At 51.7% G+C, this 22,746-nt stretch carries 19 protein-coding genes and 1 tRNA gene; 8 read left to right on the top strand and 12 right to left on the bottom strand.

The genetic code is table 11. From position 1 onward, the window contains the following. Nucleotides 1-8 precede the first annotated feature (8 nt). The 3 genes from tauA to mmuP form a co-directional block, all read right to left on the bottom strand. On the bottom strand, nt 9-971 hold the full coding sequence (gene tauA / locus FZF21_RS04455; protein WP_017383142.1) for a taurine ABC transporter substrate-binding protein: 963 nt from the start codon (nt 969-971) through the stop codon (nt 9-11). Nucleotides 972-1,193: 222 nt separating this feature from the next. Continuing rightward, on the bottom strand, nt 1,194-2,126 hold the full coding sequence (gene mmuM, locus FZF21_RS04450; protein ID WP_047738067.1) for a homocysteine S-methyltransferase: 933 nt from the start codon (nt 2,124-2,126) through the stop codon (nt 1,194-1,196). Then, nucleotides 2,113-3,513 (bottom strand): S-methylmethionine permease, encoded by a 1,401-nt coding sequence (gene mmuP, locus FZF21_RS04445; RefSeq protein ID WP_017694445.1) that lies wholly within the window; start codon nt 3,511-3,513, stop codon nt 2,113-2,115. The genes mmuM and mmuP overlap by 14 nt, the downstream gene beginning before the upstream one ends. 157 nt (nt 3,514-3,670) lie before the next feature. On the opposite strand from mmuP, the gene FZF21_RS04440 reads away from it, so the two are divergent. From FZF21_RS04440 to FZF21_RS04415, 6 genes are all read left to right on the top strand, one after another. Continuing rightward, nucleotides 3,671-4,780 carry an AI-2E family transporter gene (locus FZF21_RS04440; protein WP_017383139.1) on the top strand — a complete coding sequence of 370 codons (1,110 nt, stop codon included), beginning with the start codon at nt 3,671-3,673 and terminating at the stop codon, nt 4,778-4,780. 114 nt (nt 4,781-4,894) lie between these two features. Further along, complete coding sequence (locus tag FZF21_RS04435; protein WP_047738069.1) at nt 4,895-6,679, top strand: diguanylate cyclase; 1,785 nt, start codon at nt 4,895-4,897, stop codon at nt 6,677-6,679. A 382-nt stretch (nt 6,680-7,061) separates the two neighbouring features. Beyond that, nucleotides 7,062-7,556, top strand: coding sequence for a molybdopterin-dependent oxidoreductase (locus FZF21_RS04430; RefSeq protein ID WP_023295996.1), 495 nt, complete (start codon nt 7,062-7,064; stop codon nt 7,554-7,556). A gap of 17 nt (nt 7,557-7,573) precedes the next feature. Then, nucleotides 7,574-9,511: a bifunctional diguanylate cyclase/phosphodiesterase gene (locus FZF21_RS04425; protein WP_149121062.1), complete on the top strand. Its 1,938-nt coding sequence runs from the start codon at nt 7,574-7,576 to the stop codon at nt 9,509-9,511. Nucleotides 9,512-9,770: 259 nt separating this feature from the next. Continuing rightward, nucleotides 9,771-10,028, top strand: a complete 258-nt coding sequence (locus tag FZF21_RS04420) for a YjhX family toxin (RefSeq protein ID WP_017694448.1) — start codon at nt 9,771-9,773, stop codon at nt 10,026-10,028. A 10-nt stretch (nt 10,029-10,038) separates the two neighbouring features. Next, nucleotides 10,039-10,785, top strand: a complete 747-nt coding sequence (locus FZF21_RS04415) for a class I SAM-dependent methyltransferase (RefSeq protein ID WP_045344611.1) — start codon at nt 10,039-10,041, stop codon at nt 10,783-10,785. A gap of 371 nt (nt 10,786-11,156) precedes the next feature. On the opposite strand, the gene FZF21_RS04410 is transcribed toward FZF21_RS04415, so the two are convergent. From FZF21_RS04410 to proB, 5 genes are all read right to left on the bottom strand, one after another. Further along, nucleotides 11,157-12,770, bottom strand: coding sequence for a hypothetical protein (locus FZF21_RS04410; RefSeq protein WP_232933980.1), 1,614 nt, complete (start codon nt 12,768-12,770; stop codon nt 11,157-11,159). Nucleotides 12,771-13,214: 444 nt separating this feature from the next. Beyond that, nucleotides 13,215-13,454 (bottom strand): ogr/Delta-like zinc finger family protein, encoded by a 240-nt coding sequence (locus FZF21_RS04405; RefSeq protein ID WP_045344612.1) that lies wholly within the window; start codon nt 13,452-13,454, stop codon nt 13,215-13,217. A gap of 45 nt (nt 13,455-13,499) precedes the next feature. Beyond that, nucleotides 13,500-13,575 (bottom strand) — tRNA-Thr (locus tag FZF21_RS04400). A gap of 111 nt (nt 13,576-13,686) precedes the next feature. Continuing rightward, entirely contained in the window at nt 13,687-14,940 is a 1,254-nt protein-coding gene (proA, locus tag FZF21_RS04395) for a glutamate-5-semialdehyde dehydrogenase (protein ID WP_017694463.1), read from the bottom strand. 11 nt (nt 14,941-14,951) lie between these two features. After that, on the bottom strand, nt 14,952-16,055 hold the full coding sequence (gene proB / locus FZF21_RS04390) for a glutamate 5-kinase (RefSeq protein WP_149121063.1): 1,104 nt from the start codon (nt 16,053-16,055) through the stop codon (nt 14,952-14,954). Nucleotides 16,056-16,360: 305 nt separating this feature from the next. Here proB and phoE point away from each other — a divergent pair, with 305 nt between their 5' ends. Further along, nucleotides 16,361-17,413, top strand: coding sequence for a phosphoporin PhoE (gene phoE, locus FZF21_RS04385; RefSeq protein WP_017383128.1), 1,053 nt, complete (start codon nt 16,361-16,363; stop codon nt 17,411-17,413). A gap of 131 nt (nt 17,414-17,544) precedes the next feature. Here the strand turns inward: phoE and crl are convergent, their stop codons facing one another. The 3 genes from crl to gpt all read right to left on the bottom strand — a co-directional run bounded on the left by crl (nt 17,545) and on the right by gpt (nt 19,810). Next, nucleotides 17,545-17,946, bottom strand: a complete 402-nt coding sequence (gene crl, locus FZF21_RS04380) for a sigma factor-binding protein Crl (RefSeq protein ID WP_006809999.1) — start codon at nt 17,944-17,946, stop codon at nt 17,545-17,547. Nucleotides 17,947-18,002: 56 nt separating this feature from the next. Beyond that, a complete protein-coding gene (gene frsA, locus FZF21_RS04375; RefSeq protein WP_023295967.1) occupies nt 18,003-19,247 on the bottom strand; it encodes an esterase FrsA in 1,245 nt (414 codons plus the stop codon). A gap of 104 nt (nt 19,248-19,351) precedes the next feature. Beyond that, a complete protein-coding gene (gene gpt, locus FZF21_RS04370) occupies nt 19,352-19,810 on the bottom strand; it encodes a xanthine phosphoribosyltransferase (RefSeq protein WP_003863205.1) in 459 nt (152 codons plus the stop codon). A gap of 258 nt (nt 19,811-20,068) precedes the next feature. Between gpt and pepD the strand changes: the two genes are divergently transcribed. Next, complete coding sequence (gene pepD / locus FZF21_RS04365) at nt 20,069-21,526, top strand: cytosol nonspecific dipeptidase (RefSeq protein WP_023303125.1); 1,458 nt, start codon at nt 20,069-20,071, stop codon at nt 21,524-21,526. Between the two features lie 55 nt (nt 21,527-21,581). Here the strand turns inward: pepD and dinB are convergent, their stop codons facing one another. After that, the gene (gene dinB / locus FZF21_RS04360) at nt 21,582-22,640 is read right to left on the bottom strand and encodes a DNA polymerase IV (protein WP_149121064.1); all 1,059 of its coding nucleotides are present in this window, start codon (nt 22,638-22,640) and stop codon (nt 21,582-21,584) included. Between the last annotated feature and the right edge of the window lie 106 nt (nt 22,641-22,746).

Below are 22,746 nucleotides of genomic sequence, written 5' to 3'. Positions count from 1 at the left end.
CAGCCCCCTTATTTCACAAAGCGATCGGTCACGAACTGGCTGTAATCCGCCGCCACCGCAGGCACTTTGCCCTGCTCTTTCAGGAACGTCGCAGTGTCGACAATCGCTTTGCTCACCGGCCCGTTCAACTGCTGGACCTGCTGCGCAGGCGTCAGATAGGTGTTGCCTTTTACCAGCCCCGGCACGTCAGCTTCCGGCACGCCGCTCAGACGTGAGAGCTTCTCCAGGTTGGCGGGATGTTTCAGCCATTCATCCGGGTTGCTGATGTATGGCTGCTGTGCGTCGATGGCGCTTTTGGCGAAGGCTTTCACCACTTCAGGGTGTTTCTCGGCAAAGTCCTTCCGTACGACCCAGACGTCAAGGGTTGGCGCGCCCCACTGCCCCACTTTTTCGGAGTCGGTCAGCACGGTGCCCTCTTTTTCCAGCTCGTTGACGGCGGGCGCCCAGACGTATGCTCCGTCGATGTCGCCACGCTGCCAGGCGGCAATAATCGCCGGAGGTTGCAGGTTAATGATCTGCACCTGGCCCGGCTTAATGCCCCAGTGTTTCAGCGCTGCCAGCAGGCTGTAATGCGTGGTGGAGATAAACGGCACCGCGATGCGTTTGCCGATCAAATCTTCGGGTTTCGTGATGCTTTTCTTCACCACCAGCGCTTCGGAATTTCCGAGCTGCGACGCCAGCAGGAAGACTTCAATCGGCACCTGCTGGCTGGCGGCCACCGCCAGCGGGCTGGAGCCCAGGTTGCCAATCTGCACGTCGCCCGAGGCTAACGCCCGCACAATCGCCGCGCCGCTGTCGAACTTGCGCCAGTCGACGTTCGCCCCGCTCGCTTTGGCAAAGGTGTTGTCCGCCTGCGCAACTTTCGCCGGCTCAGCGGAAGTCTGATACGCGACGGTGACGTCCACCGCCTGCGCCTGAAATGCCCACAGCGCCAGTGCGCCGAGAAGTGTGATTCGCGATGAAATTGCCATAGTGCCTGCTCCCCTTGTTGTTATAAGGGCAGTATTTCCGGCGCGAGAAATTTGATAAAGGAATAAAAAAGAATCGCTAATGACGATTCGTTTTTAGAAAAAAAGCGGGAAAGGATAGTGAATTTTGTGCGGTTGTTTCTCCGGGTGGCGCTGCGCTTACCCGGCCTACGGTTCGTGCAATTTGTAGGCCGGGTAAGGCGCAGCCGCCACCCGGCAAAGACCTCAGCGCTGAACCGTCAGCGCAGCAATATCCTGCGGCGTGGTGCGACAGCAGCCGCCAATCAGCTTCGCACCGGCATCCAGCCACTGCGGTAAATACCCCGCCAGCGTCTCGCAGGCTTCACCGTGGTGATGCCAGGTTTTGCTCACCGCATCATAATGCTCGCCGGAATTCGGATAGACCACCAGCGGCAGCGACGTCAGGCTGTGCAGATGCGTCAGCGCCGCGGTGGTGTTTTCCAGCGCGATACAGTTGATCCCCAGCGCGACAACCTGCGAGTAGTTTTCCAGCGCAGAAACGACATCCCGCAGCGGCGTCCCGTCACTCAGGTGCTCGCTGTCACGCAGGGTAAATGAGAACCATGCCCGGGCGCGAGGATACGCCGTCAGCAACGCCGCCAGCGCCTTAATCTCCGGGAAAGAAGGCAGCGTTTCACAGGCCAGCAGATCCGCGCCCGCATCCAGCAGCGCCTCCACGCGGGGACGGTGGAACGCGGTGAACTCTTCAGCGCGACGCACATAATCGCCGCGATATTCAGATCCATCGGCAAGGTACGCGCCGTACGGCCCTACCGACCCCGCCACCAGCAGCGTGCCCGCCTGCGCATTCTCTGCCAGGTACGCTTCCCGCGCTTTGCGTGCCAGCTCTACGCTTTTGCCAATCAACGCCCGCGATTGCGCCTCGTCGAGCCCGCGTGCGGCAAAGCCCGCAGGCGTGGCCTGATAGCTGGCGGTGATCGCCACCTGTGCCCCCGCGCGGTAATAGTCGAGGTGCACGTCCCGGATCAGCTCCGGGTTTTCCATCAGCACTTTGGCCGACCAGAGGCTGTCGGCAAGGTTACAACCGCGCGCTTCCAGCTCCGTTGCCATCGCCCCATCCAGCACGACAAACGGCTGGTTTTCAAGGAGGGCGGTAAGCGGATTATTCTGCGACATGTTCAGGCTCCTGCGTGGTCAGGTTTCGGGTCAGGTAGTACGCACCATAACACAGGGCGACAAACGGAAGCCCGCAATAAAGGGCAATACGCTGGCTGGGGTCAAACCACAGGCCGACGCAGGCCACCAGGCAGAGGATAAAGCCAAGCACGGGCACCAGCGGATACCATGGCGCGCGATACTGCAACGCCGAAAGCGGCTGCCCGGACTGCACGTGACGGCGACGAAACACGAAGTGTGACGCGCAGATGCTGATCCACACCGCCACCACCGCAAAACCGGAAATGGCTGACAGGGCCACAAACACCGTATCCGGCGCAACCACGCTGGAGAACAGCGCCAGCACGCCACCCAGCATGGAAACGGAGAGCGCCGTCAGCGGCACGCCGTTTTTGTTGACGCGGGCAAAGCAGCGCGGCAGCGTTTTCTCGTTAGACAGAGACCACAGCATACGGCCAGAGGCGTACAGACCCGAGTTCGCCGCCGAGAGGATCGCCGTCAGGATCACGAAGTTAAAGATATCCGCCGCATACGGAATGCCGACCTTTTCAAACACCACCACGAACGGGCTTTTCTCCACGCCAGCCTGCTGCATCGGGATCAGCGCCGCCAGCACAAACACGGTGCCAATAAAGAAGATGATGAGCCGGGCGATGGTGGTGCGAATAGCAACCGGAATAACCTTGTGTGGGTTTTCCGTTTCTCCTGCCGCGATGCCGATAAGCTCCGTTCCGGAGAAGGCAAAGTTGACCGCCACCATGGTCATCAGGATCGGCAGACCGCCGTGCGGGAACCAGCCTTCGGCAGTAAGGTTGCTTAAGCCCGGCGCCGGTGAACCGTCCTGCATCGGGATAAAACCGAAGATCGCCGCCCCGCCGAGAATAATGAAGGCGATGATGGTGATGACTTTCACCAGCGAGAACCAGAATTCCCCTTCGGCGAAGAAGCGAGTGGAAATGACGTTAAGAGCAAAAATCACCACGCAAAAGACGACGCACCACGTCCAGACGGGAACCTGCGGGAACCAGTACTGCATACAGAACCCGGCTGCGGTAAAGCTCGATCCCAGCGCCACTGTCCACGTAAGCCAGTAGAGCCACGCCACGGTATACCCTGTCGCCGGGCCGAGATAACGAGCGGCGTAGACGTGGAACGCGCCGGTTTCCGGCATTGCTACGGAAAGCTCGCCCAGACACTGCATAACCAGCCAGACCACCAGCGCACCAATAAGATACGCCAGCAGCGTGCCCGCCGCGCCGGTTGTCGAAATGATGTATCCGGTATTGAAGAATAACCCTGTGCCGATAACGCCCCCCAGCGAGAGCATAATCAGGTGACGGGTTTTCATGGTGCGCTTAAGCTGCCCGTTTTGTTGTTCTGTTTGCATATTACCTTCTAAACGTATGGACATCTAAACATCCAAAGAAGGGTGTTATACCGCGATTGTTAACAAAAAGCCACCCGGCACGACTTCGGCGCAATTATTGGTAAATCTTTAAATCAGTTCTATAGTCGACACAGTTTCTTCTTCACCTGGACTCACTATGCGATTTAACGGACTGACCAAAGGTTTCTTTATTCTCATCCTGGCCCTTGTTACCTGGGCTTTCTTTGACGTGCTGTCACCCTATTTCTCGGCGATTCTGTGGGCCGCGATCCTGACCATCATTTTCAACCCGGTGAAAAACAAATTGCGTACCGCGCTGGGCGATCGCAACGGGCTGGCTTCCCTCCTTACACTCGGCATTATCTGCCTGATCGTGTTTATTCCGTTGATGGTGATCCTTTCCTCGCTCGCGGTGGAACTGAACATGGTTTACACCAAGCTGCAACAGAACAACACGCAGTTCCCGGAAGTCATCGCCGGTATCTTCAATCGCCTGCCGGACTGGGCCAGCGGCTTCCTGGCGGATCACAACCTGACCAACGCCGCGCAGATTCAGAAAAAGCTTTCCGATGTCGCGTTACAGGGTGGACAGTATCTGGCGGGAAGCGCGTTCCTGATTGGTAAAGGGACGTTCGGCTTTGCTATTAGCTTCGGCATTATGCTGTACCTGCTGTTTTTCCTGCTCAAAGACGGGCCCTATCTGGTGCGCCAGATCCTCGACTCGCTGCCGCTGTCTGACTTCGCCAAACAGCACCTGTTCGCTAAGTTTGTCGGCGTCTCGCGAGCCACGGTAAAAGGTACGGCGGTCGTGGCAGTGGTTCAGGGTACGCTTGGCGGTATCGCCTTTGCCATCGTCGGTATTGACGGTAGCGTACTGTGGGGAGCGCTGATGGCGTTCCTCTCCCTGGTGCCCGCCGTCGGATCGGCTATCGTCTGGGTTCCCGCCGCGATCTTCCTGTTTGCCACTCACCAGCTGTGGCAGGGTCTGTTCATTGTGGGCTTTTTTGTCATTATCGTCGGGCTGGTGGACAACCTTTTACGTCCGCTGCTGGTGGGCAAAGACACCAAAATGCCGGACTACCTGATACTGATCACCACGCTCGGCGGTATGGAGCTGTACGGTATTAATGGTTTTGTGATTGGGCCGCTGATTGCCGCCCTGTTTATCGCCTGCTGGAACCTCTTCTCCGGCCGCGACCACGCAGGCAACGCCGAGGAGCTGGACGCAGACTTTATCGAAGAGGGAAAAAACCCTCCGGATCTCTAACGAAACGCGTTTTGTCAGGCGGCCCTGTGCCGCCTTTTTTTTCGCGATAAATCAGGGGTTTTCTATAATCTGAAATGAACGCTCTTCCACATTTGTCGTAGAAGGATCCAACAGGTGCGAATCGCCACGATCACAAACTGGGCCTATGGTGTCACGGTGTGCCTGACCATTGCCTCCGGTATCGTCATGCTGATGGCTTCCCATGCCGACAACGTAGAGCGTCAGGCTGTTAAGCAACGACAAATTTTTGACCAGCTTACGGAAGAGATTGAAGCAGAAACCTGGATGCTCTCCGATTTAGCGCGCCTTTACGCCATCAAAAAAGAGCCCGATGTGCTGAAAGCGTACCAGGCGAAAGAAGGTGAACTGAAGAATATTGAACACAAAGTGGGACAGTTAAAAGATACGGGCGCAACGGGCGAAGAGCTGGCGCTGCTGTATGAAGGGCTGAAGATTGTTGATGGCCTACAGGATGAACAGCAGGCAGCAATTGCCAGCGTCGCCCGGGGTGAGGAACAACAGGCCATTGCGTTACTCTTCGGCAAAATCTACGAACTTGAAACGGAACGCGCCCAGAGCAAGATTGACCATTTTCGTATGCTGCTGGATAAGCGCATTATTGCCGATGTCCAGGCGGCGACCAACACGTCGAAAACGCTGCGTACCGCCTCAGAGGTGATGGTCGGCCTGACCGCCCTGCTCTTCTTATTCGTGATGGGCTTTATTCTCAAGCACCGCGTGCTGCGCCCGGTAGTGCGCCTCAGCGATGTGGTTCACCGCCTGGCCTCACAGGATTACGGCGTCGAAACGCCCAATTTCAACCAGGTCGATGAGATAGGCGATATGGCGCAGGCCATTCGCATTTTCCGCGAGAACGGGCTGGCAAGGCAGCGGCTTGAAAAAGAACGCGACGCAGACTGGGCCATCCGCGAGCTGCTCGCGCGAATGACCCAGCGCTTGCAGGGATGCGAGAACGTCAGCGACGTGATTGAGGTGGCAGAGTTGTTTGCTCCCAACATTGCGCCGGGTGTCGCCGGACGTCTGTATATTCTGGATCGAAACCCGTGGGAGATGCGCTGTGCGGCGGAATGGTTATCTCCACAGGGAGAAAAAAATGCTTTCCACCCCGATCAATGCTGGGCCATACGCCGTGGTCAGAGCCATCCACCGGTCAACGGCGAGCCGGATATCGGTTGCCAGCATCTGCCTGAATCACAAAAAGACAGCTCACTGTGCGTGCCGCTCATTGCGCAGGGGGAAGCCATTGGTTTGCTGTCGTTTCAGAACATCACGCCTGAAACGGCACCGTCCCGCGCATATCTCGAATTAATGGCGGAAGCCCTGGGTCTGGCGCTGGCCAACCAGCGTCTGCGCGATGCCCTGCTGGAAAAAGCGCTATTCGACCCGCTCACCGGCTTGCGTAATCGTCACCACCTGGAAGATACCCTGCGCACTCAGATAGCTCAGGCAATGCGCAATGATGAGCCGATGAGCTGCATGATGATCGACATCGATCACTTTAAAAGCATTAACGATCGCTTCGGCCATGAGGCTGGCGATCATGTGATTAAGAGCGTGGCGACAATTGTTCAGCGTGCCGTGCACGATGCCGGCCTGGCCTTCCGCTTTGGTGGCGAAGAGTTTCTGGTGCTGCTAACGGGTGCGGATGAGGAAGCGGCTCACGCCTGCGCAACTGAGATTTATAACGGCGTCCATACGCTGTCGCTGCGCTATGGGCTTGCTGAGATTGGCCCAGTGGATGTGTCGATCGGGATCGCCAGTTACCCGCAGCACGCCCAAAGCGACGACCTGCTGCGCGCAGCAGATGTGGCGCTTTACCGGGCGAAAGAGCTGGGGCGCTCGCGGATCGTCAGTTTCAGTATGCTGGAGACGGGTTAACCGAAAATCCCTGCCAACGACGTCAGAGGTACGCGCACTCTCTTATTCCCTCACATTGAGGGTGCGTTATCATTCTTTGTACAAATAAATCAATCTTAACGATGCCACCATTGATAAAAAATGGGGGTGCGTAAATATATCAATAATCAAAGCGATCATTTTTTAAACCCGGGTGGCTAATTACACTGAGTTTTTATGTTTTAAAAAACGTAAGCTCCAGCCAGAGGTCTGCAATCACGGGGCAAACAACGATTATCCATTTGATTTTAATACATTTAATGAAGTATCGTTTGCAAAAAGCCATGGCGTTCAACAAAATAGACAAACTTATAGGATAAATAACTTATAATTCTTATACTTCTGTTAAAAAGAGGAGGCCAATATGCGAATAATCCTAATGCTGTGCTGCTTTTTGGTACAAAGTTTAAGCTGGGCTGGCGAACTGCCAAAGCCTGTGGGCAAACCCATCTTAACCATTACCGGTAATATAGAAAATACGAACGAAAATGGAAAAGCCGTTTTTGATATTGCCAGCCTGGAAAAACTGGGGATGGTGAGTTTCCAGACGACCTCTCCCTGGTATAATGGCCGCACGAAGTTTGAGGGTATCCCGATGCGCAAACTGATGGAGTATGTGGGTGCAAAGGGTTCTGTCCTGAATGTGATTGCACTCAATGATTACACTACCGTTATCCCTCTCAGCGACTTCCAGAAATACAACGCCATCCTGGCTTTAAAGGTCAATGGCGAATATATGCGCATCCGCGATAAAGGTCCGTCATTCATCGTCTACCCCTATGACAGTCTTCCTGAACTCAATAATCAGATTTATTACTCGCGATCGGCCTGGCAGGTCAGCAAAATGAAGATTGAATAGTAGTTCAGGAGAACATAATGAACAGGATACTGGTTGGTATCATTTTTTCTCTTTTTATCACTACGGGATATATAGCCTTTCTTGTCTACGACCGTCAGCAGGAGTTGCAAAAATTGACTCACTACACTGAGTCCTGGTCTGTAGCCCAACTGGTATCTGAATATTACCGATTTGAATCATGGATTGGACTGTACGCAACCGAGACTGATGACGTTACGGTAGACCAGGTTCGCATGCGCCTGGAAATCATGCTGAGCCAGAATGATTTATTGAAAGAGGGCGGCCTGGGTCGTTATATAAACAGCGAAAAAGCGCATCAGGCGCTCGCCTTACGCCTGGAAAATATACTGAACTATCTAGATGGTCATCTTGAGAAAATGAGCCGTTCAGAGTTAAAGCTCTATCTGAAAAATATGCATTCACTGGATGCACCGCTAAGCCAGCTTTCATCAATGGCTTTAACAAAAGATGTTAATACAATCAATGAAACTAACCTAAAAATACAGGTTCTGTATTATATTTATTCAGCACTTTCGCTGTTACTGGTTATTTTAAGCTTCATACTGGGCTTTTTGATTATCTATCAAAATAAAAACATCCTCAAAGCACATACACAGGTTAAAACGTTGGCTGAAGAACTTCAGCTGTCCAAAGAAACCCTGCAAATCCAGAATACAAAACTGGAATACGATGTTTATCATGACTCCCTTACCGGCATGAAAAACCGTCTTTTCTTCTGGGATGATCTCAATAAACTTAATCTACAGGCTGAGGAAAAACATATTTCGGTCACGGTGATGTTATTCGATTTAGACCGGTTCAAAGAGGTGAATGATACCTACGGTCATGATGCTGGCGATTTACTGTTACGTGAGGTATCCACGCGCCTTAACGCTTTGAGCCGCTTTTCAGAGACATTTTATCGTTTGGGCGGCGACGAATTTGCGTTTCTCTCCAGTGGCTTAACCGAAGCCGCAGCCGTTTCACGCGCGCGAGAAATCAGTGATAGCATCAGCAAGCCCTATACAATTAATAATCAACTTATAAAAATAGCCACCTGTGTGGGTATTGTTTTATCGGATAACGAACGACGTTCAGATTACCTTTATAAATTTGCCGATCTGGCGCTCTATGAAGCCAAGAAAGAAGGTTCTCAGCAAATCAAAGTCTTCCGCCAGCGAATGCTACAGAAGTTGCAGGAAAGCAGAACCCTTGAAAATGATATGGCAAGAGCAATAGAGAATGATGAGTTTATTGTTTATTACCAGCCTATTGTGAATTCCGTCAGCAAGGAAATTTACGGCTATGAAGCGCTTATTCGCTGGATGCACCCCGTCAAGGGGATGCTCTCCCCGGATAGCTTTATTTTCGCCGCTGAAAAAACAGGCATGATCAACGAGATAGGTAAAACTGTACTTAAACTGGCGTGTAGGGAGGCGGTCTCCTGGGCTGTTCCGGCCAGGATCTCCGTCAACGTCTCGCCTGTTCAATTGGGCAGCAAATCATTTATTAATACGGTGCAGTCCGTTCTGGCTGAGACCGGGCTACCGGCTAACCGTCTTGAGTTAGAGGTCACAGAGTCATCCCTCTTCAGTGACAGAAATAACCCCATTGCGATCCTCAAAAAACTCCGCGCACTGGGCGTAAGAATCTCCATTGATGATTTTGGCACGGGTTATTCGTCGCTCTCCAGACTCAGCGAACTGAATTTTGATAAAATCAAGATCGATAAATCTTTTGTCAATCCGATATCTACGCAGGAAGATGCGCTTAATATTGTGAAGCTGATTACCGGTATGGCTAAAAGCCTTAATATGGGCGTCATTGCCGAGGGCGTTGAGACCGAAGAGCAGCTTGAGCGGCTTCAGGCTCTGGGTTGCGAGCTTGTGCAGGGATATCTTTTCAGCAAACCACAGCCTCAGGTCGACAGCAAAATTAAGAGCGGCCAGGAATGATCCCCTCTCCTCAGCCCGATACCAACCGGGATCACATTTTTCACCCCTGGGTATTCACTGACAATAAACAGGTGTTATCATTCACCCCGTAAATACCTATCAACTCAATCCGAGGCTTTGATGCTGGAGAATGTAATCATCCGATAATCAGCTTCCCGACCTTTCCAGGCCGGACTGATTATCAATGCGCCGAAATCGTATGCGGACACCGCTGTGTGTTTGCACGTTTTGCACATGATGATTAAACAGGTTTTCCAGTATGAATTTATCCCGTCAGGAACAACGTACCTTACACGTTCTCGCCAAAGGTGGCCGTATTGTGCACGTCCGCGATAACTCTGGCCGCGTCACCGCCGTTGAATGCTATAGCCGCGAAGGGCTACTGCTGGCTGACTGCACGCTCGCCGTTTTCAAAAAGCTCAAAACCAAAAAGCTGATCAAATCCGTTAACGGTCAGCCCTACCGCATTAACACTACGGGGCTGAACAATGTTCGCGCTCAGCCTGATAATCGTTAAGGAGAGGATGATGGATATCCCACGTATTTTTACTGTTAGCGAAAGCAAACACCGCATTCATAACCCCTTTACACCAGAGAAGTACGCGACGCTGGGCCGCGTGTTACGCATGAAGCCAGGCACACGCATTCTCGATCTCGGCAGCGGCTCGGGAGAGATGCTTTGTACCTGGGCACGTGATTACGGTATTACCGGTACCGGCATCGACATGAGCCCGCTCTTCACCGCGCAGGCCACGCGGCGCGCAGAGGAACTCGGCGTCAGCGAACGCGTCCATTTCATTCATAACGACGCGGCCGGCTACGTCGCGAATGAAAAATGTGACGTGGCGGCCTGCGTTGGCGCAACCTGGATTGCGGGGGGCGTAGCCGGGACAATGGATCTGCTGGCAAAAAGCCTCAAGCCCGGGGGAATAATGCTCATCGGCGAACCGTACTGGCGTCAGGTACCTGCGACGGAGGAGACAGCCCAGGCCTGCGGCGTCTCGTCGATCGCAGACTTTCTCACTCTGCCCAGTCTGGTTGCGTCTTTCGATCAACAGGGCTATGACCTGGTTGAAATGGTGCTGGCTGATCAGGAAGGCTGGGACAGGTACGAAGCCGCAAAATGGATGACCATGCGGCGCTGGCTGGAGGAAAACCCAGACGATGACTTCGCGCAGGAAGTTCGGGCGGAGCTGACGATAGCGCCTGAACGTCATGTGACGTACACGCGGGAGTACTTTGGCTGGGGAGTGTTTGCGTTAATGGCGCGATAACATGGCGCTGGCGGTATAGCCTTTAGGGTTATGCCGCCGATCAACTTCTTTGAGGTACAAAACGATGACGCGAAAATGTGCAGCCATTAGCAACATTTGCTGCCATGATCTGAGAATGAGATTTACTGGAATGTAGGGTAACTATTTGATTTAGATGGTGCGATAATAGGAATAGCACAAACTTTCAACGTATTGATTTTAAATCATTTATTTTCAACAACAGATAAACATGCCCCCAAAAATGCCTCCACATCAAAAAAATGATGAATACGTAGTGCCAAGGTAGGTGGATATTATGAAGAAGGTCAATCTGCTCATTAAATCTTGAATGATATGGCTGTGAAACATTTGATCACAGCCGACTATAGAACCTAACTTAAAAGAAACTGTTTAATGGTCAAATAATCACTTACCCTACCATCCCAGTATGATTTAGAATTTTTCATCGATTCAATGAGGTCCTCGAATAAATAATCTCTAATTTTAACAATTATTTCTCTATCTGGAATACCTTCAGGATATATTTTGTGAATGTGCATCATTACATTGAATTTTTGAGTACTACTTGAGGAGTCATCTTTACTGCATGCATCAATTATAGAGGTTATATTTATTTTTTTTAAACGACAAACCTCTACCATGAACTCGAATTCATCTATTGTCATATAATAAATTCTTTCCTTATCAATTGGTAATTCACCATTCTTTTCCTCAATCATCTTAAAAAATGAATTATCAAGCATATCCTCAATCGTTTTACCTGTAGATATATAATGATCCATGTGAGTGATTATAATCAAAGAATCTCTTTTAGATTTTTTATTACCATTGATTTTATTTATGGTTCGAGCGCAATCCAATCCTTGCAAAACTCCTTTCATAAAGCTATTACCTAATCGCTGTTTAATTACAACAGCAGTGTTTGAATATTTTACCGTTTTATCAGGCTCAATTGCCTTTGAGTCTATATAAACATTCCCTTCATCTTCTTCGAGGATGAAATCGACGACCTTAGTTTTTTCAGAAACTTGATGTTTTCGATATAACTCTTTAATTTGCCTTTCTGTTTTAACATTTGGAAAGATTTCAGTTAGGAGGGTTTCTATGTAATTCTCCATAGCCTTTCCGAACTTATCCTTGTAAGCCGACCCCAAATCTTTTTTAAGTAATGAAGGAACTAGGCCAGAGAGTGATGCTCTTAAAATGTGTTTGCTCAACACTACCAAACCTTCGTTAATTTGTATGAAGGGTTTGGACAACATTGGAGTATCAAGAAAATATTCTATATCTTTTTGCTGCTCATCTTTAAACTGAACCATGAATGCTCTAAGTTCAGGCCATTTCACCGAAACAAGATTTAGATAATTCTTAAGTGTCTCGGGGCTAAAGTAAGGTATTAGGTGTATTATATAGACATTTGAAGCGATATATACAGATTCCTTATAATCTTCTACACAAGATAATAATGCAAAGTAAGCACTTATTTTATAATATTCTTCAAGAGTTAGACCATACAACTTTTCGAAGTTGCGCCGAAAATAACCGCCACCATAATTAGCATACCAGTAGTATTGCCGTGCAAGTGTGTTAAGTTCCAATTTCATGGGAACTTGATACAATTTCTGATTTACGATCATTCTTCTTATGCTGAGTAAAATTTTATTATTGTCATAAAGTCCTTCAACTTCACTCTGCAAATTATAAATCCTATTGATAATATCAATAAAGTCCTTCATTTCCATTTCGATGCATTTATGACGAATAGGCTCAGATAGCTTCCATTTCAAAGCAAGAAAGCAACACCACGGGAAATTAGACACAATTCCTGTCTTTGGTTGTCGAATAGTTTGAAAGTGCATATACATATTTTTAAAAAAAGAGTCATCCGTAAAAGTATTTAATTTCTTTTTAATGGATGTGACTTTACCGCTGTAATTCTTTGCTGTTTGAATCTGTAGTGGAAATGTTACTTTCATTGTAGCCACCAATTTCTTCTTATGAAATCTAGTAGTGACTCATCTTAAACCATTATTAACAAACGAAACAATCTATGCAAAAAATCTTTTAAAGTCCAAAATTGCACTACACCGCACCCGCCTGCGGTTTTCAGATCGCAAAAATTTTTCAGTTGGGATTTTTTACAAATGATAGCGCCAGACCGCGCCACAACTGGGGATTTACAGCGTGCAGGGAACTCAAAAGAGTGAAAAGAATTTCAGCTTTTTTCAGTTTAGCTTTACTCCAACATCGTAACCACTTGAATTAAGCCATTGGTAGTAAAGAGATATAAAATATTTGGTGAGATTTTTCATGATTACTGATGGCACACTTAAAAGTTAACAAATTGATTCTTATAGACATTTTTCCTTAATCAACTGAAATCTAATGAACCGAATCCGGGAAAATTTTAGTTACTCCCGGCGAACCGTTCAGTGGCTCTCTTTGGCTGCCAACAGGAGTTCTAATGCTTTTTGACGCTCGTCCGGTGGCAGGGCATCCATTAGCTCTTTAATCCGTCCCTGGCCGCTCAAAGCGCTGGGACTAATCGTGTGTGAGAAGGAAACGTTCATCACAAACGTATGCCCACATTCTACATTTGAGCAATAACAGTACACATCTGATAATTTGGGGTGCTTTCGGTTTGTTTTCCTCACCGTTGCCACAGACATACACTCCGGGGCAGTAAAGTGAGTTGACTTGAGAAAACGAAAGGATGGTGCCGATAATAGGAGTCGAACCTACGACCTTCGCATTACGAATGCGCTGCTCTACCAACTGAGCTATATCGGCCCTGAAAGGCCGGTTACGAGCGTAACCACGGGGCAAAAGAGTAGATCTAACCGGGTGATGCGTCAATGCCCTTTTGAATCAAACGGCTATTTTTGCATCACCCGCGATTATTTACCCACGAATCGTATCATCACCGTAGCCGATCCACTTGTAGGTGGTCAGTGCTTCCAGCCCCATCGGACCGCGGGCGTGCAGCTTCTGAGTGCTCACAGCCACCTCCGCGCCCAGACCAAACTGGCCGCCATCGGTGAAGCGCGTCGAGGCATTCACATAAACCGCAGACGAATCCACTTCATTCACAAACCGATCGGCATTGCGCAGGGTGCGCGTCAGGATCGCGTCAGAATGCTGGGTTCCGTGTTCACGAATGTGTGCAATAGCGTCATCAAGATCCGCAACTACCTTCACGTTCAGATCCAGCGACAAATACTCATCGTCGTACTGCTCCGCGTTAACCGGAACGACCTTCGCCGGACCGTCTTTCAGCAGGGCGAGAGACTTCTCATCCGCATGCAGCGTGACGCCACTTTCCGCCATCTGCTTGCTCAGCGCTGGCAGGAAGGTACTGGCGATGCCCTGATGCACCAGCAGCGTTTCCACCGTATTACAGGTGCTTGGACGCTGTGTTTTAGCGTTGACGATAATCTTCAGCGCAGGTTCTACCTCCGCGGTGTCATCCACTACGATATGGCATACGCCAATACCACCGGTGATCACCGGAATGGTAGATTGCTCACGGCACAGCTTGTGCAAGCCCGCGCCGCCGCGTGGAATCAGCATGTCGATGTATTTGTCCATGCGCAGCATCTCGTTGACCAGCGCACGGTCGGGGCTTTCAATCGCCTGCACGGCACCCGCCGGTAAACCACACTCCTCCAGCGCCTGCTGAATGACGTTTACCGTCGCGGCGTTGGTGCGCCAGGTCTCCTTCCCGCCACGCAGAATCGCAGCGTTACCGGTCTTCAGGCACAGGGAGGCGACATCCACCGTCACGTTTGGACGCGCTTCGTAAATCACCCCAATGACGCCAAGCGGCACGCGGCGACGCTCAAGGCGTAATCCGCTGTCGAGCACCCCACCGTCAATCACCTGCCCTACCGGGTCGGCGAGGTTGCACACCTGACGGACGTCGTCGGCAATACCTTTCAGACGCGCAGGGGTCAGCGCCAGACGATCGAGCATCGCTTCACTCAAGCCGTTGCGACGCGCTTCCAGCAGATCCTGCTCGTTGGCGAGCAAAATTTCCTGCGACTGAGATTCCAGATAATCAGCGATTTTTTCCAGCACGCGATTTTTCTCGCGGCTGGAAAGGAGCGCCAGTTTATAAGAGGCGGCTTTCGCGGCTGCGCCCATTTGTTCCAGCATGTTCTGGCTCCTTAACGAATAATCATGTCGTCACGATGCACGGCAACCGGGCCATATTCATAGCCCAGGATGGCGTCGATCTGCTGGGAATGGTGACCAGCAATCCGACGCAGCGCGTCGCTGTTATAACGACTTACGCCATTAGCGATGTCGCGACCTTCAAGGTTACGGATTCGGATCACTTCACCACGCGAGAAGTTGCCTGTCACGCTTTTAATTCCTTTTGGAAGTAACGAGCTTCCTCTTTCCAGAATAGCGGCGGTCGCGCCTTCATCCACGGTCAATTCGCCAGCCGGTGGCGCACCAAAGATCCAGCGTTTTCGGTTTTCCAGAGGGGACGCCTGGGCGTGGAAGCGAGTGCCCACAGAGATGCCTTCCATCACATCACCGATCACACCCGGACGGCTGCCCGCGGCGATGATGGTGTCGATACCGGCCCGGCACGCCACGTCCGCGGCCTGGAGCTTGGTGCCCATGCCGCCTGTCCCCAGACCAGAAACGCTGTCACCCGCAATGGCACGCAGCGCATCGTCAATGCCGTGAACGTCTTTGATCAGTTCAGCCTGTGGATTAGAGCGCGGGTCAGCGGTAAACAGCCCCTGCTGATCGGTCAGAAGCAGCAGCTTATCGGCCCCTGCCAGGATCGCCGCCAGCGCAGAGAGGTTATCGTTGTCGCCCACTTTGATTTCAGCGGTGGCAACAGCGTCGTTTTCGTTAATGACCGGAACGATATGGTTATCCAGCAGCGCACGCAGCGTATCGCGGGCGTTCAGGAAACGTTCTCTGTCTTCCATATCCGCACGCGTCAGCAGCATCTGCCCGACGTGAATGCCGTAGATGGAGAACAGTTGTTCCCAGAGCTGTATGAGTCGGCTTTGTCCCACGGCGGCCAGCAGCTGTTTGGAAGCGATCGTCGCGGGGAGTTCGGGGTAGCCCAGGTGTTCACGCCCGGCGGCAATCGCCCCGGAAGTCACAATCACAATACGATGCCCTGCGGCATGCAACTGAGCGCACTGACGTACAAGCTCAACGATATGGGCACGATTCAGGCGGCGCGATCCGCCTGTTAACACACTGGTACCGAGTTTTACCACCAGCGTCTGGCTGTCACTCATGATTCTCTGCCGTTCAACAATAAGGGAAAATGATGTCAGTCAGACGTTTTAACAGGTGTCAGCTCCGTTGCCAACTGCCTTAGCGCATGACCCGTCACTTTGTTGCGCGGGATCAGGAAGCGTAGCGGCAGATTTTGACAATTTTATTACCGAAAAATTAAAACATACTTTTTTAGACATATTCTTACTTTGTCATAAAACTTTCACCCACGAACGATAAAACCCTTCCTGTTTTTCACGGGGTAATAAGCCGAATCTTATTACTCAGCGAATATTAGCGCGTTTTTATAAAATCAGGATTGAAAATGAAAAAGAGCACTCTGGCATTAGTGGTAATGGGCGTAGTTGCTTCCGCATCTGTTCAGGCAGCAGAAGTTTATAATAAAAACGGGAATAAACTGGACGTGTACGGCAAAGTAAAAGCAATGCACTACATCAGTGATGATGACGCTAAGGATGGTGACCAGACTTACGTTCGTTTCGGCTTTAAGGGTGAAACGCAAATTAACGATCAGCTGACGGGCTACGGACGTTGGGAAGCTGAGTTCGCGGGTAACAAAGCTGAAAGCGACTCTTCTCAAAAAACACGTCTGGCATTTGCCGGGCTGAAACTGAAAGACTTCGGCTCACTGGATTACGGCCGTAACCTGGGCGCGCTGTATGACGTCGCCGCATACACCGATATGTTCCCGGAGTTCGGCGGTGACGGCCTGGCACAGACCGATAACTTCATGACGAAACGCGCCTCCGGTCTGGCCACATACCGTAATACCGATTTCTTTGGCCTGGTTGACGGCCTGAATATGACCCTGCAATACCAGGGCAAAAATGAAAACCGCGACGTGAAGAAGCAAAACGGTGACGGCTTCGGTACCTCCCTGAGCTATGACTTCGGCGGCAGCGATTTTTCTGTGATTGGTGCGTATGCCAGCTCCGATCGCACCAACGATCAAAACCTTCAGGCACGCGGCGAAGGTAAAAAAGCAGAAGGCTGGGCAACCGGTTTGAAATATGATGCCAACGATATTTACCTGGCCACTATCTATTCCGAAACCCGCAATATGGCCCCTATTTCCGGTGGCTTTGCAAATAAAGCGCAAAACTTCGAAGTGGTCGCGCAATATCAATTTGACTTTGGTCTGCGTCCATCTCTGGGTTACGTGCAGTCTAAAGGCAAAGATATCGAAGGTATCGGTGATGAAGATATCGTGAAATACATCGATGTAGGTGCGACATATTATTTCAACAAAAATATGTCTGCCTTTGTTGATTATAAGATCAACCAGATCGATGACGATAATAAACTGGGCGTAAGCAGCGATGATATCGTTGCGCTGGGCATGACCTACCAGTTCTGATGTTGTGGTAATAAAAAACCGGCGCTGAGCCGGTTTTTTTGTGCCCGGTGACGCTGTGCTTACCGGGCGTACGGGATAGTACATTTTTCATGCCGGGTAAGGCGTAGCCGCCACCCGGCGCTGTGACATCATCAGGCTCTCAGTTTCACCGCTTCGCTGGAAAAATCGTCCGCAGGCTCCAGCTTCAGATCCAGCGTTGCCAGCAGGTCGCGAGCTTTGCCGTGAAATTCTTTTAGCGTATGCTCCAGGCGATCGATCACTTCCTGATCTTTGATGCTCGTCGCCTGCCAGTGCCCGTCTTTATTAAACAGGCCAAACTGATAGCTATAGGTAAAACGGTTTTCCTGTGCTTCCATTTCCATCCACCAGCCCCAGAACTCACGTTTTTCGGGTGCAGGCTTCACGTTGACGCAAACAGCCAGGCAGTCGAAAAAAAAGCGATTCTCTTCACACTGCTCTTCTCGAATATACGGGCCAAGAGCCATGAACTTCTTAATCAGTCTACTTTTCGGGTGTCCACTCGGTAACGTCATTGCGATCTCCTTTTGTGAAGCACTGTTTTACCAAACCAACGAAATTTAGCAAACTATTAACACAATCTCTGCGTGATCCAGCGTGTGATCTCTTTCAGCGCTTTGTCAAAATTCTGGTACACCGGGCTGAAGGGTACCTCCAGCAATTTACCATCAGAAGATGACGACGTGATTAAGCGTGACTCCTCTTCCGGGCTAAACGGATCGTTCTTCCAGAAACCGGACATCATCGGGGTTGGGCAGCGGCGGCCGAGTAAGCCCTGCGTTTTTAATGAATAACGATTAAGTTCAATGCGCAACGCTTCATCTGAAGCATCATGCATGCCAAGTCGGCTCGCCAGCACGTCCAGATACATCTCAGGAACGCTACCCTGACGCGCAGGATCGCTTAACAGAGCATGCACCACCGGGCCAAGACAGGCGACGGCCTTCAGGCGTGAAGATTCAAGGTAGGCAAGCCGTACCGCGACGTTAGCGCCAAAGCGGAAGCCAAACGCGCCAACCCGGGTGTGGTCAACCCAGGGGATATTCTCCAGCGCTTTTAAAGCATGCTGGTGCAGCAGGCTGGAGTCTTGCGTAAGTTTCCATTTGGATGAAAAACCAATGGAAGGCATATCGAGCGTCAGCATGGCGATTCCGTTTGGGGCAAAGTAGCGCTCATACAGGCTGTAATAGTCAATTTGTAACGAGTCCAGTCCACCGCACATCAGAACCGTCGGGAACGGTCCTTCCCCCTCCGGCATATGCAGGAATCCGGTCACCGGGCTGCCACCGGGAATGGCGAACTCAATTTCACGCATCCGGCCAGGCAACCGCTGCGCGGCCTCTTCATAAGCCCGGTTTGCCAGCGCCTGCGCCTGCTCTGCCAGTTCATCGCCTTTAAGATGCGGATATGCAGCGATGCTGTACAGATTTGCCGCATGTAGCCAGTGCTTGCCGCTGAGAGTGGCATCTTCTTCCTGGCTCGCTTTTTGCTGCCAGAGCATGGCCTGCTTTGACCATTCGTAGATCCAGTTTCCACCACGGTAGCCCACCACCGTATCGTAGAGATCGCTGTCGGTACGCTCGGACTCGCTCATCACGATACGCGCCTGCACGTCGAGGATTTCACGCGGATCGATGCCGCGCCAGATCCACATCAGACGGTTAATCATTCGATACCAGTGGGGCACGTTCTTACCGTCTAACGCTGACTGAACGGCAGGCATTGTCCCCGGATTAAAACGACGCACCAGCGTCGACGTTTCAGGGTGCTTGAAACGGGGTTTGAAGAGAGTTTCGGTAAGATTCGCCTGCGTCATTGCGTTGCCTCCATGGATACGTCATATGAAGACCATTGTAACGCGTGGCAGGCTAAAAAGAACAACGCCCGGCATAACCGGGCGTGTAAAGTTACGTACTGAAATTAACGGCCAGAGATAGGCGGTACGAAGACCACGCCCATATCCCATGGCTGTTCAATCCAGGTATCCTGCGGGATATCAATAACGTAATCATCAACCAGTGGGCGACCCGCTGGTTTCGCGAAGATAGTGACGAAGTGCGCTTTTGGATACATTTCGCGGATAGCCACCGCGGTACCGCCGGTGTCCACCAGATCGTCGATAACGATAAAGCCTTCACCGTCGCCTTCCGCGCGTTTCAGCACTTTCAGTTCGCGCTGGTTGTCGTGATCGTAGCTGGAGATACATACGGTATCGACATGACGAATACCCAGCTCACGTGCCAGCAGCGCCCCCGGTACCAGACCGCCACGGCTGACGGCAATAATGCCTTTCCACTGTTCGGAAGGCATCAGACGCGCAGCCAGTTTGCGTGCGTGAATCTGCAACATGTCCCAGGTGACGACGTATTTTTCGCTCATGTGAAGTGTCCCAGCCTGTTTATATACGGCTTAAAAAAATGAGGGTGAACCAGGTTGCGCGAGATTATAGAGATCTGACGCACTAAAAACCAGTGTTACGCGCCATGAGCCTGAGTTTTTACATGCTTAATGCTACCAGCCACGGGAGAAAGTGGTATTCTCAGTTGCATCTCGCAAGCCTGACTTGTGGTAACGATTAACCTGCTAACCCTGTGACCTGCAACATTGTTTTGCAGCGCAACGACAAGGAGACCTATCGTGTCTGAACTGTCTCAATTATCTCCACAGCCGCTGTGGGATATTTTTGCCAAAATCTGCTCCATTCCGCACCCTTCCTATCACGAAGAACAGCTTGCCGAACATATTATGGGTTGGGCGAAGGAAAAAGGTCTGCACGCTGAGCGCGACCAGGTTGGCAATATTCTTATCCGCAAACCTGCCACCGCAGGTATGGAAAACCGTAAGCCAGTGGTATTGCAGGCGCACCTGGATATGGTTCCGCAGAAAAACAACGACACCGTTCACGACTTCACAAAAGACCCGATTCAGCCGTACATCGACGGCGAGTGGGTGAAGGCGCGCGGCACGACCCTGGGCGCAGATAACGGTATTGGTATGGCTTCCGCGCTGGCCGTGCTGGCTGACGACAGCGTTGAACACGGTCCGCTGGAAGTGCTGCTGACCATGACTGAAGAAGCGGGCATGGATGGCGCGTTCGGTCTCCAGGCAAACTGGCTGCAAGCGGACATTCTGATCAACACCGACTCCGAAGAAGAGGGTGAGATCTACATGGGCTGCGCGGGCGGGATCGATTTTATCTCTACCCTGCCGCTGTCCCGCGAAGCGATCCCTGCCGGATTCGAGACCTTTAAGCTGACGCTGAAAGGGCTGAAAGGCGGTCACTCCGGCGGTGATATTCACCTGGGCCTGGGCAACGCCAACAAACTGCTGGCGCGTTTCCTGGCGGGCCATGCCGCTGAACTGGATCTGCGTCTGGTGGACTTCAACGGCGGTACTCTGCGTAACGCGATCCCTCGCGAAGCCTTCGCCACCGTGGCGGTATCTGCGTCGAAAGCGGACGAACTGAAAAAACTCTCCAGCGTGTATCTGGAGATCCTGAAAAACGAACTGTCTGCGAAAGAGAAAAACCTGACGGTGGTGCTGGAGTCCGTTACGACGGATAAAGCCGCGCTGACCGCACAGTCTCGTGACACGTTCGTCCAGCTGCTGAACGCAACGCCAAACGGCGTTATTCGCAACTCTGACGTGGCGAAAGGCGTGGTGGAAACCTCCCTGAACGTGGGCGTGGTGACCATGGGTGACGACAGCGCAGAGATCATCTGCCTGATCCGTTCCCTGATCGACAGCGGCAAAGAGTACGTTGTGAGCATGCTGGAATCTCTGGGCACCCTGGCCGGTGCTAAAACGTCTGCAAAAGGCAGCTACCCGGGCTGGCAGCCGGATGCAAGTTCTCCGGTCATGGCACTGGTGCGTGAAACTTATCAGCGACTGTTCAACAGCACCCCGAACATTCAGGTTATTCATGCGGGTCTGGAGTGTGGTCTGTTCAAGAAACCGTATCCGGATATGGACATGGTCTCCATCGGGCCAACCATCACCGGGCCACACTCCCCGGATGAGCAGGTTCACATTGAAAGCGTCGGTCACTACTGGACGCTGCTGACTGAGCTGCTGAAAGCAATTCCTGTTAAGTAATTAGCCGTTTGATGCCCGGTGGCGCTACGCTTGCCGGGCCTACGATTAGCGTAATCTACAGTCCCAACACCAGCTGACGCTCCAGCTGCGGATCCAGCAAGGTGACGTGCAGCCCCACCAGCCTCACCCCTCGTCCGCCCCGCCGTTCTTCCCACGCCTTTTTCGCCGTCGCGATAAGATCCTCTTTGTTGAGGCGTGGCCAGACGTGCTCCTGCGTCGTCTGCTGAAAATCGTTAAATTTCAGTTTGATGCCCTGTCGGGCAATAAGCAGATCCGGTTTGACCTTCAGTAAGCGTCGTTCAAGCTCAGGATAAAGCTGTTCCGTAATAATGGTTTCACACTCGGTCCAGTCATGGATATCTTCGCTGAGCGTGCGTTCAACGCCGACCGATTTACGCAGCCGTTCGTTGTTCACATCCCGGTCATCAATGCCCTGACTGCGTTCCCACAGTACGCGGCCAAACTTGCCAAAACGCTTAAGCAGCAGCGCCAGATCGCTGTGCTGAACGTCTTCGCAGGTGCGTAGCCCCATACTTTCCAGCTTCGCGGCGGAGACTTTGCCCACGCCGGGGATTTTGCTGAGCGGCAGCGTCTTTAAAAACGCCAGAACCTCTTCCGGAGTGATGACGTACTGGCCGTTGGGCTTATTTAAATCGGAGGCGATTTTGGCGAGAAATTTTACCGGCGCGACGCCTGCCGATGCCGTCAGGTTCAGCTCATTAAAAATAGTCTGGCGGATCTCCTGCGCCATGAGGGTGGCAGAGCCGTGGCAGTGCATGCTGTGGGTGACATCCAGATAGGCTTCATCCAGCGATAACGGTTCAATCAGTGAGGTGTAGCGGGAGAAGATCTCCCGAATGTGGCTCGATGCTTCTTTATAGGCATCAAAACGTCCGGGCAAAAGAGTGAGATGCGGGCACAGTTTCAGCGCCATCGCTGTCGGCATGGCGCTGCGTACACCGTATTTGCGAGCAGGATAGTTGGCGGTGCTGATGACACCGCGCTGAACCCGGCTGCCGCCAATGGCGATCGGAATATCCCGCAGCGCCGGGTTGTCACGCATCTCCACTGCGGCAAAAAAGCAGTCCATATCGACATGGATTATTTTGCGCATAGTAAGCCCTCACTTATTACTGGATAAGTATACAGTAAACAAATGAGGGTTGAGAAGTGCGCGCAGGAATTGTCGGGTGGCGGCGTTGCCTTACCCGACCTGGAAG

Source organism: Enterobacter sp. LU1 (assembly GCF_008271405.2).
Lineage (GTDB): Bacteria > Pseudomonadota > Gammaproteobacteria > Enterobacterales > Enterobacteriaceae > Enterobacter > Enterobacter hormaechei_C.
This window is presented reverse-complemented; position numbering and strand designations above follow the sequence as displayed.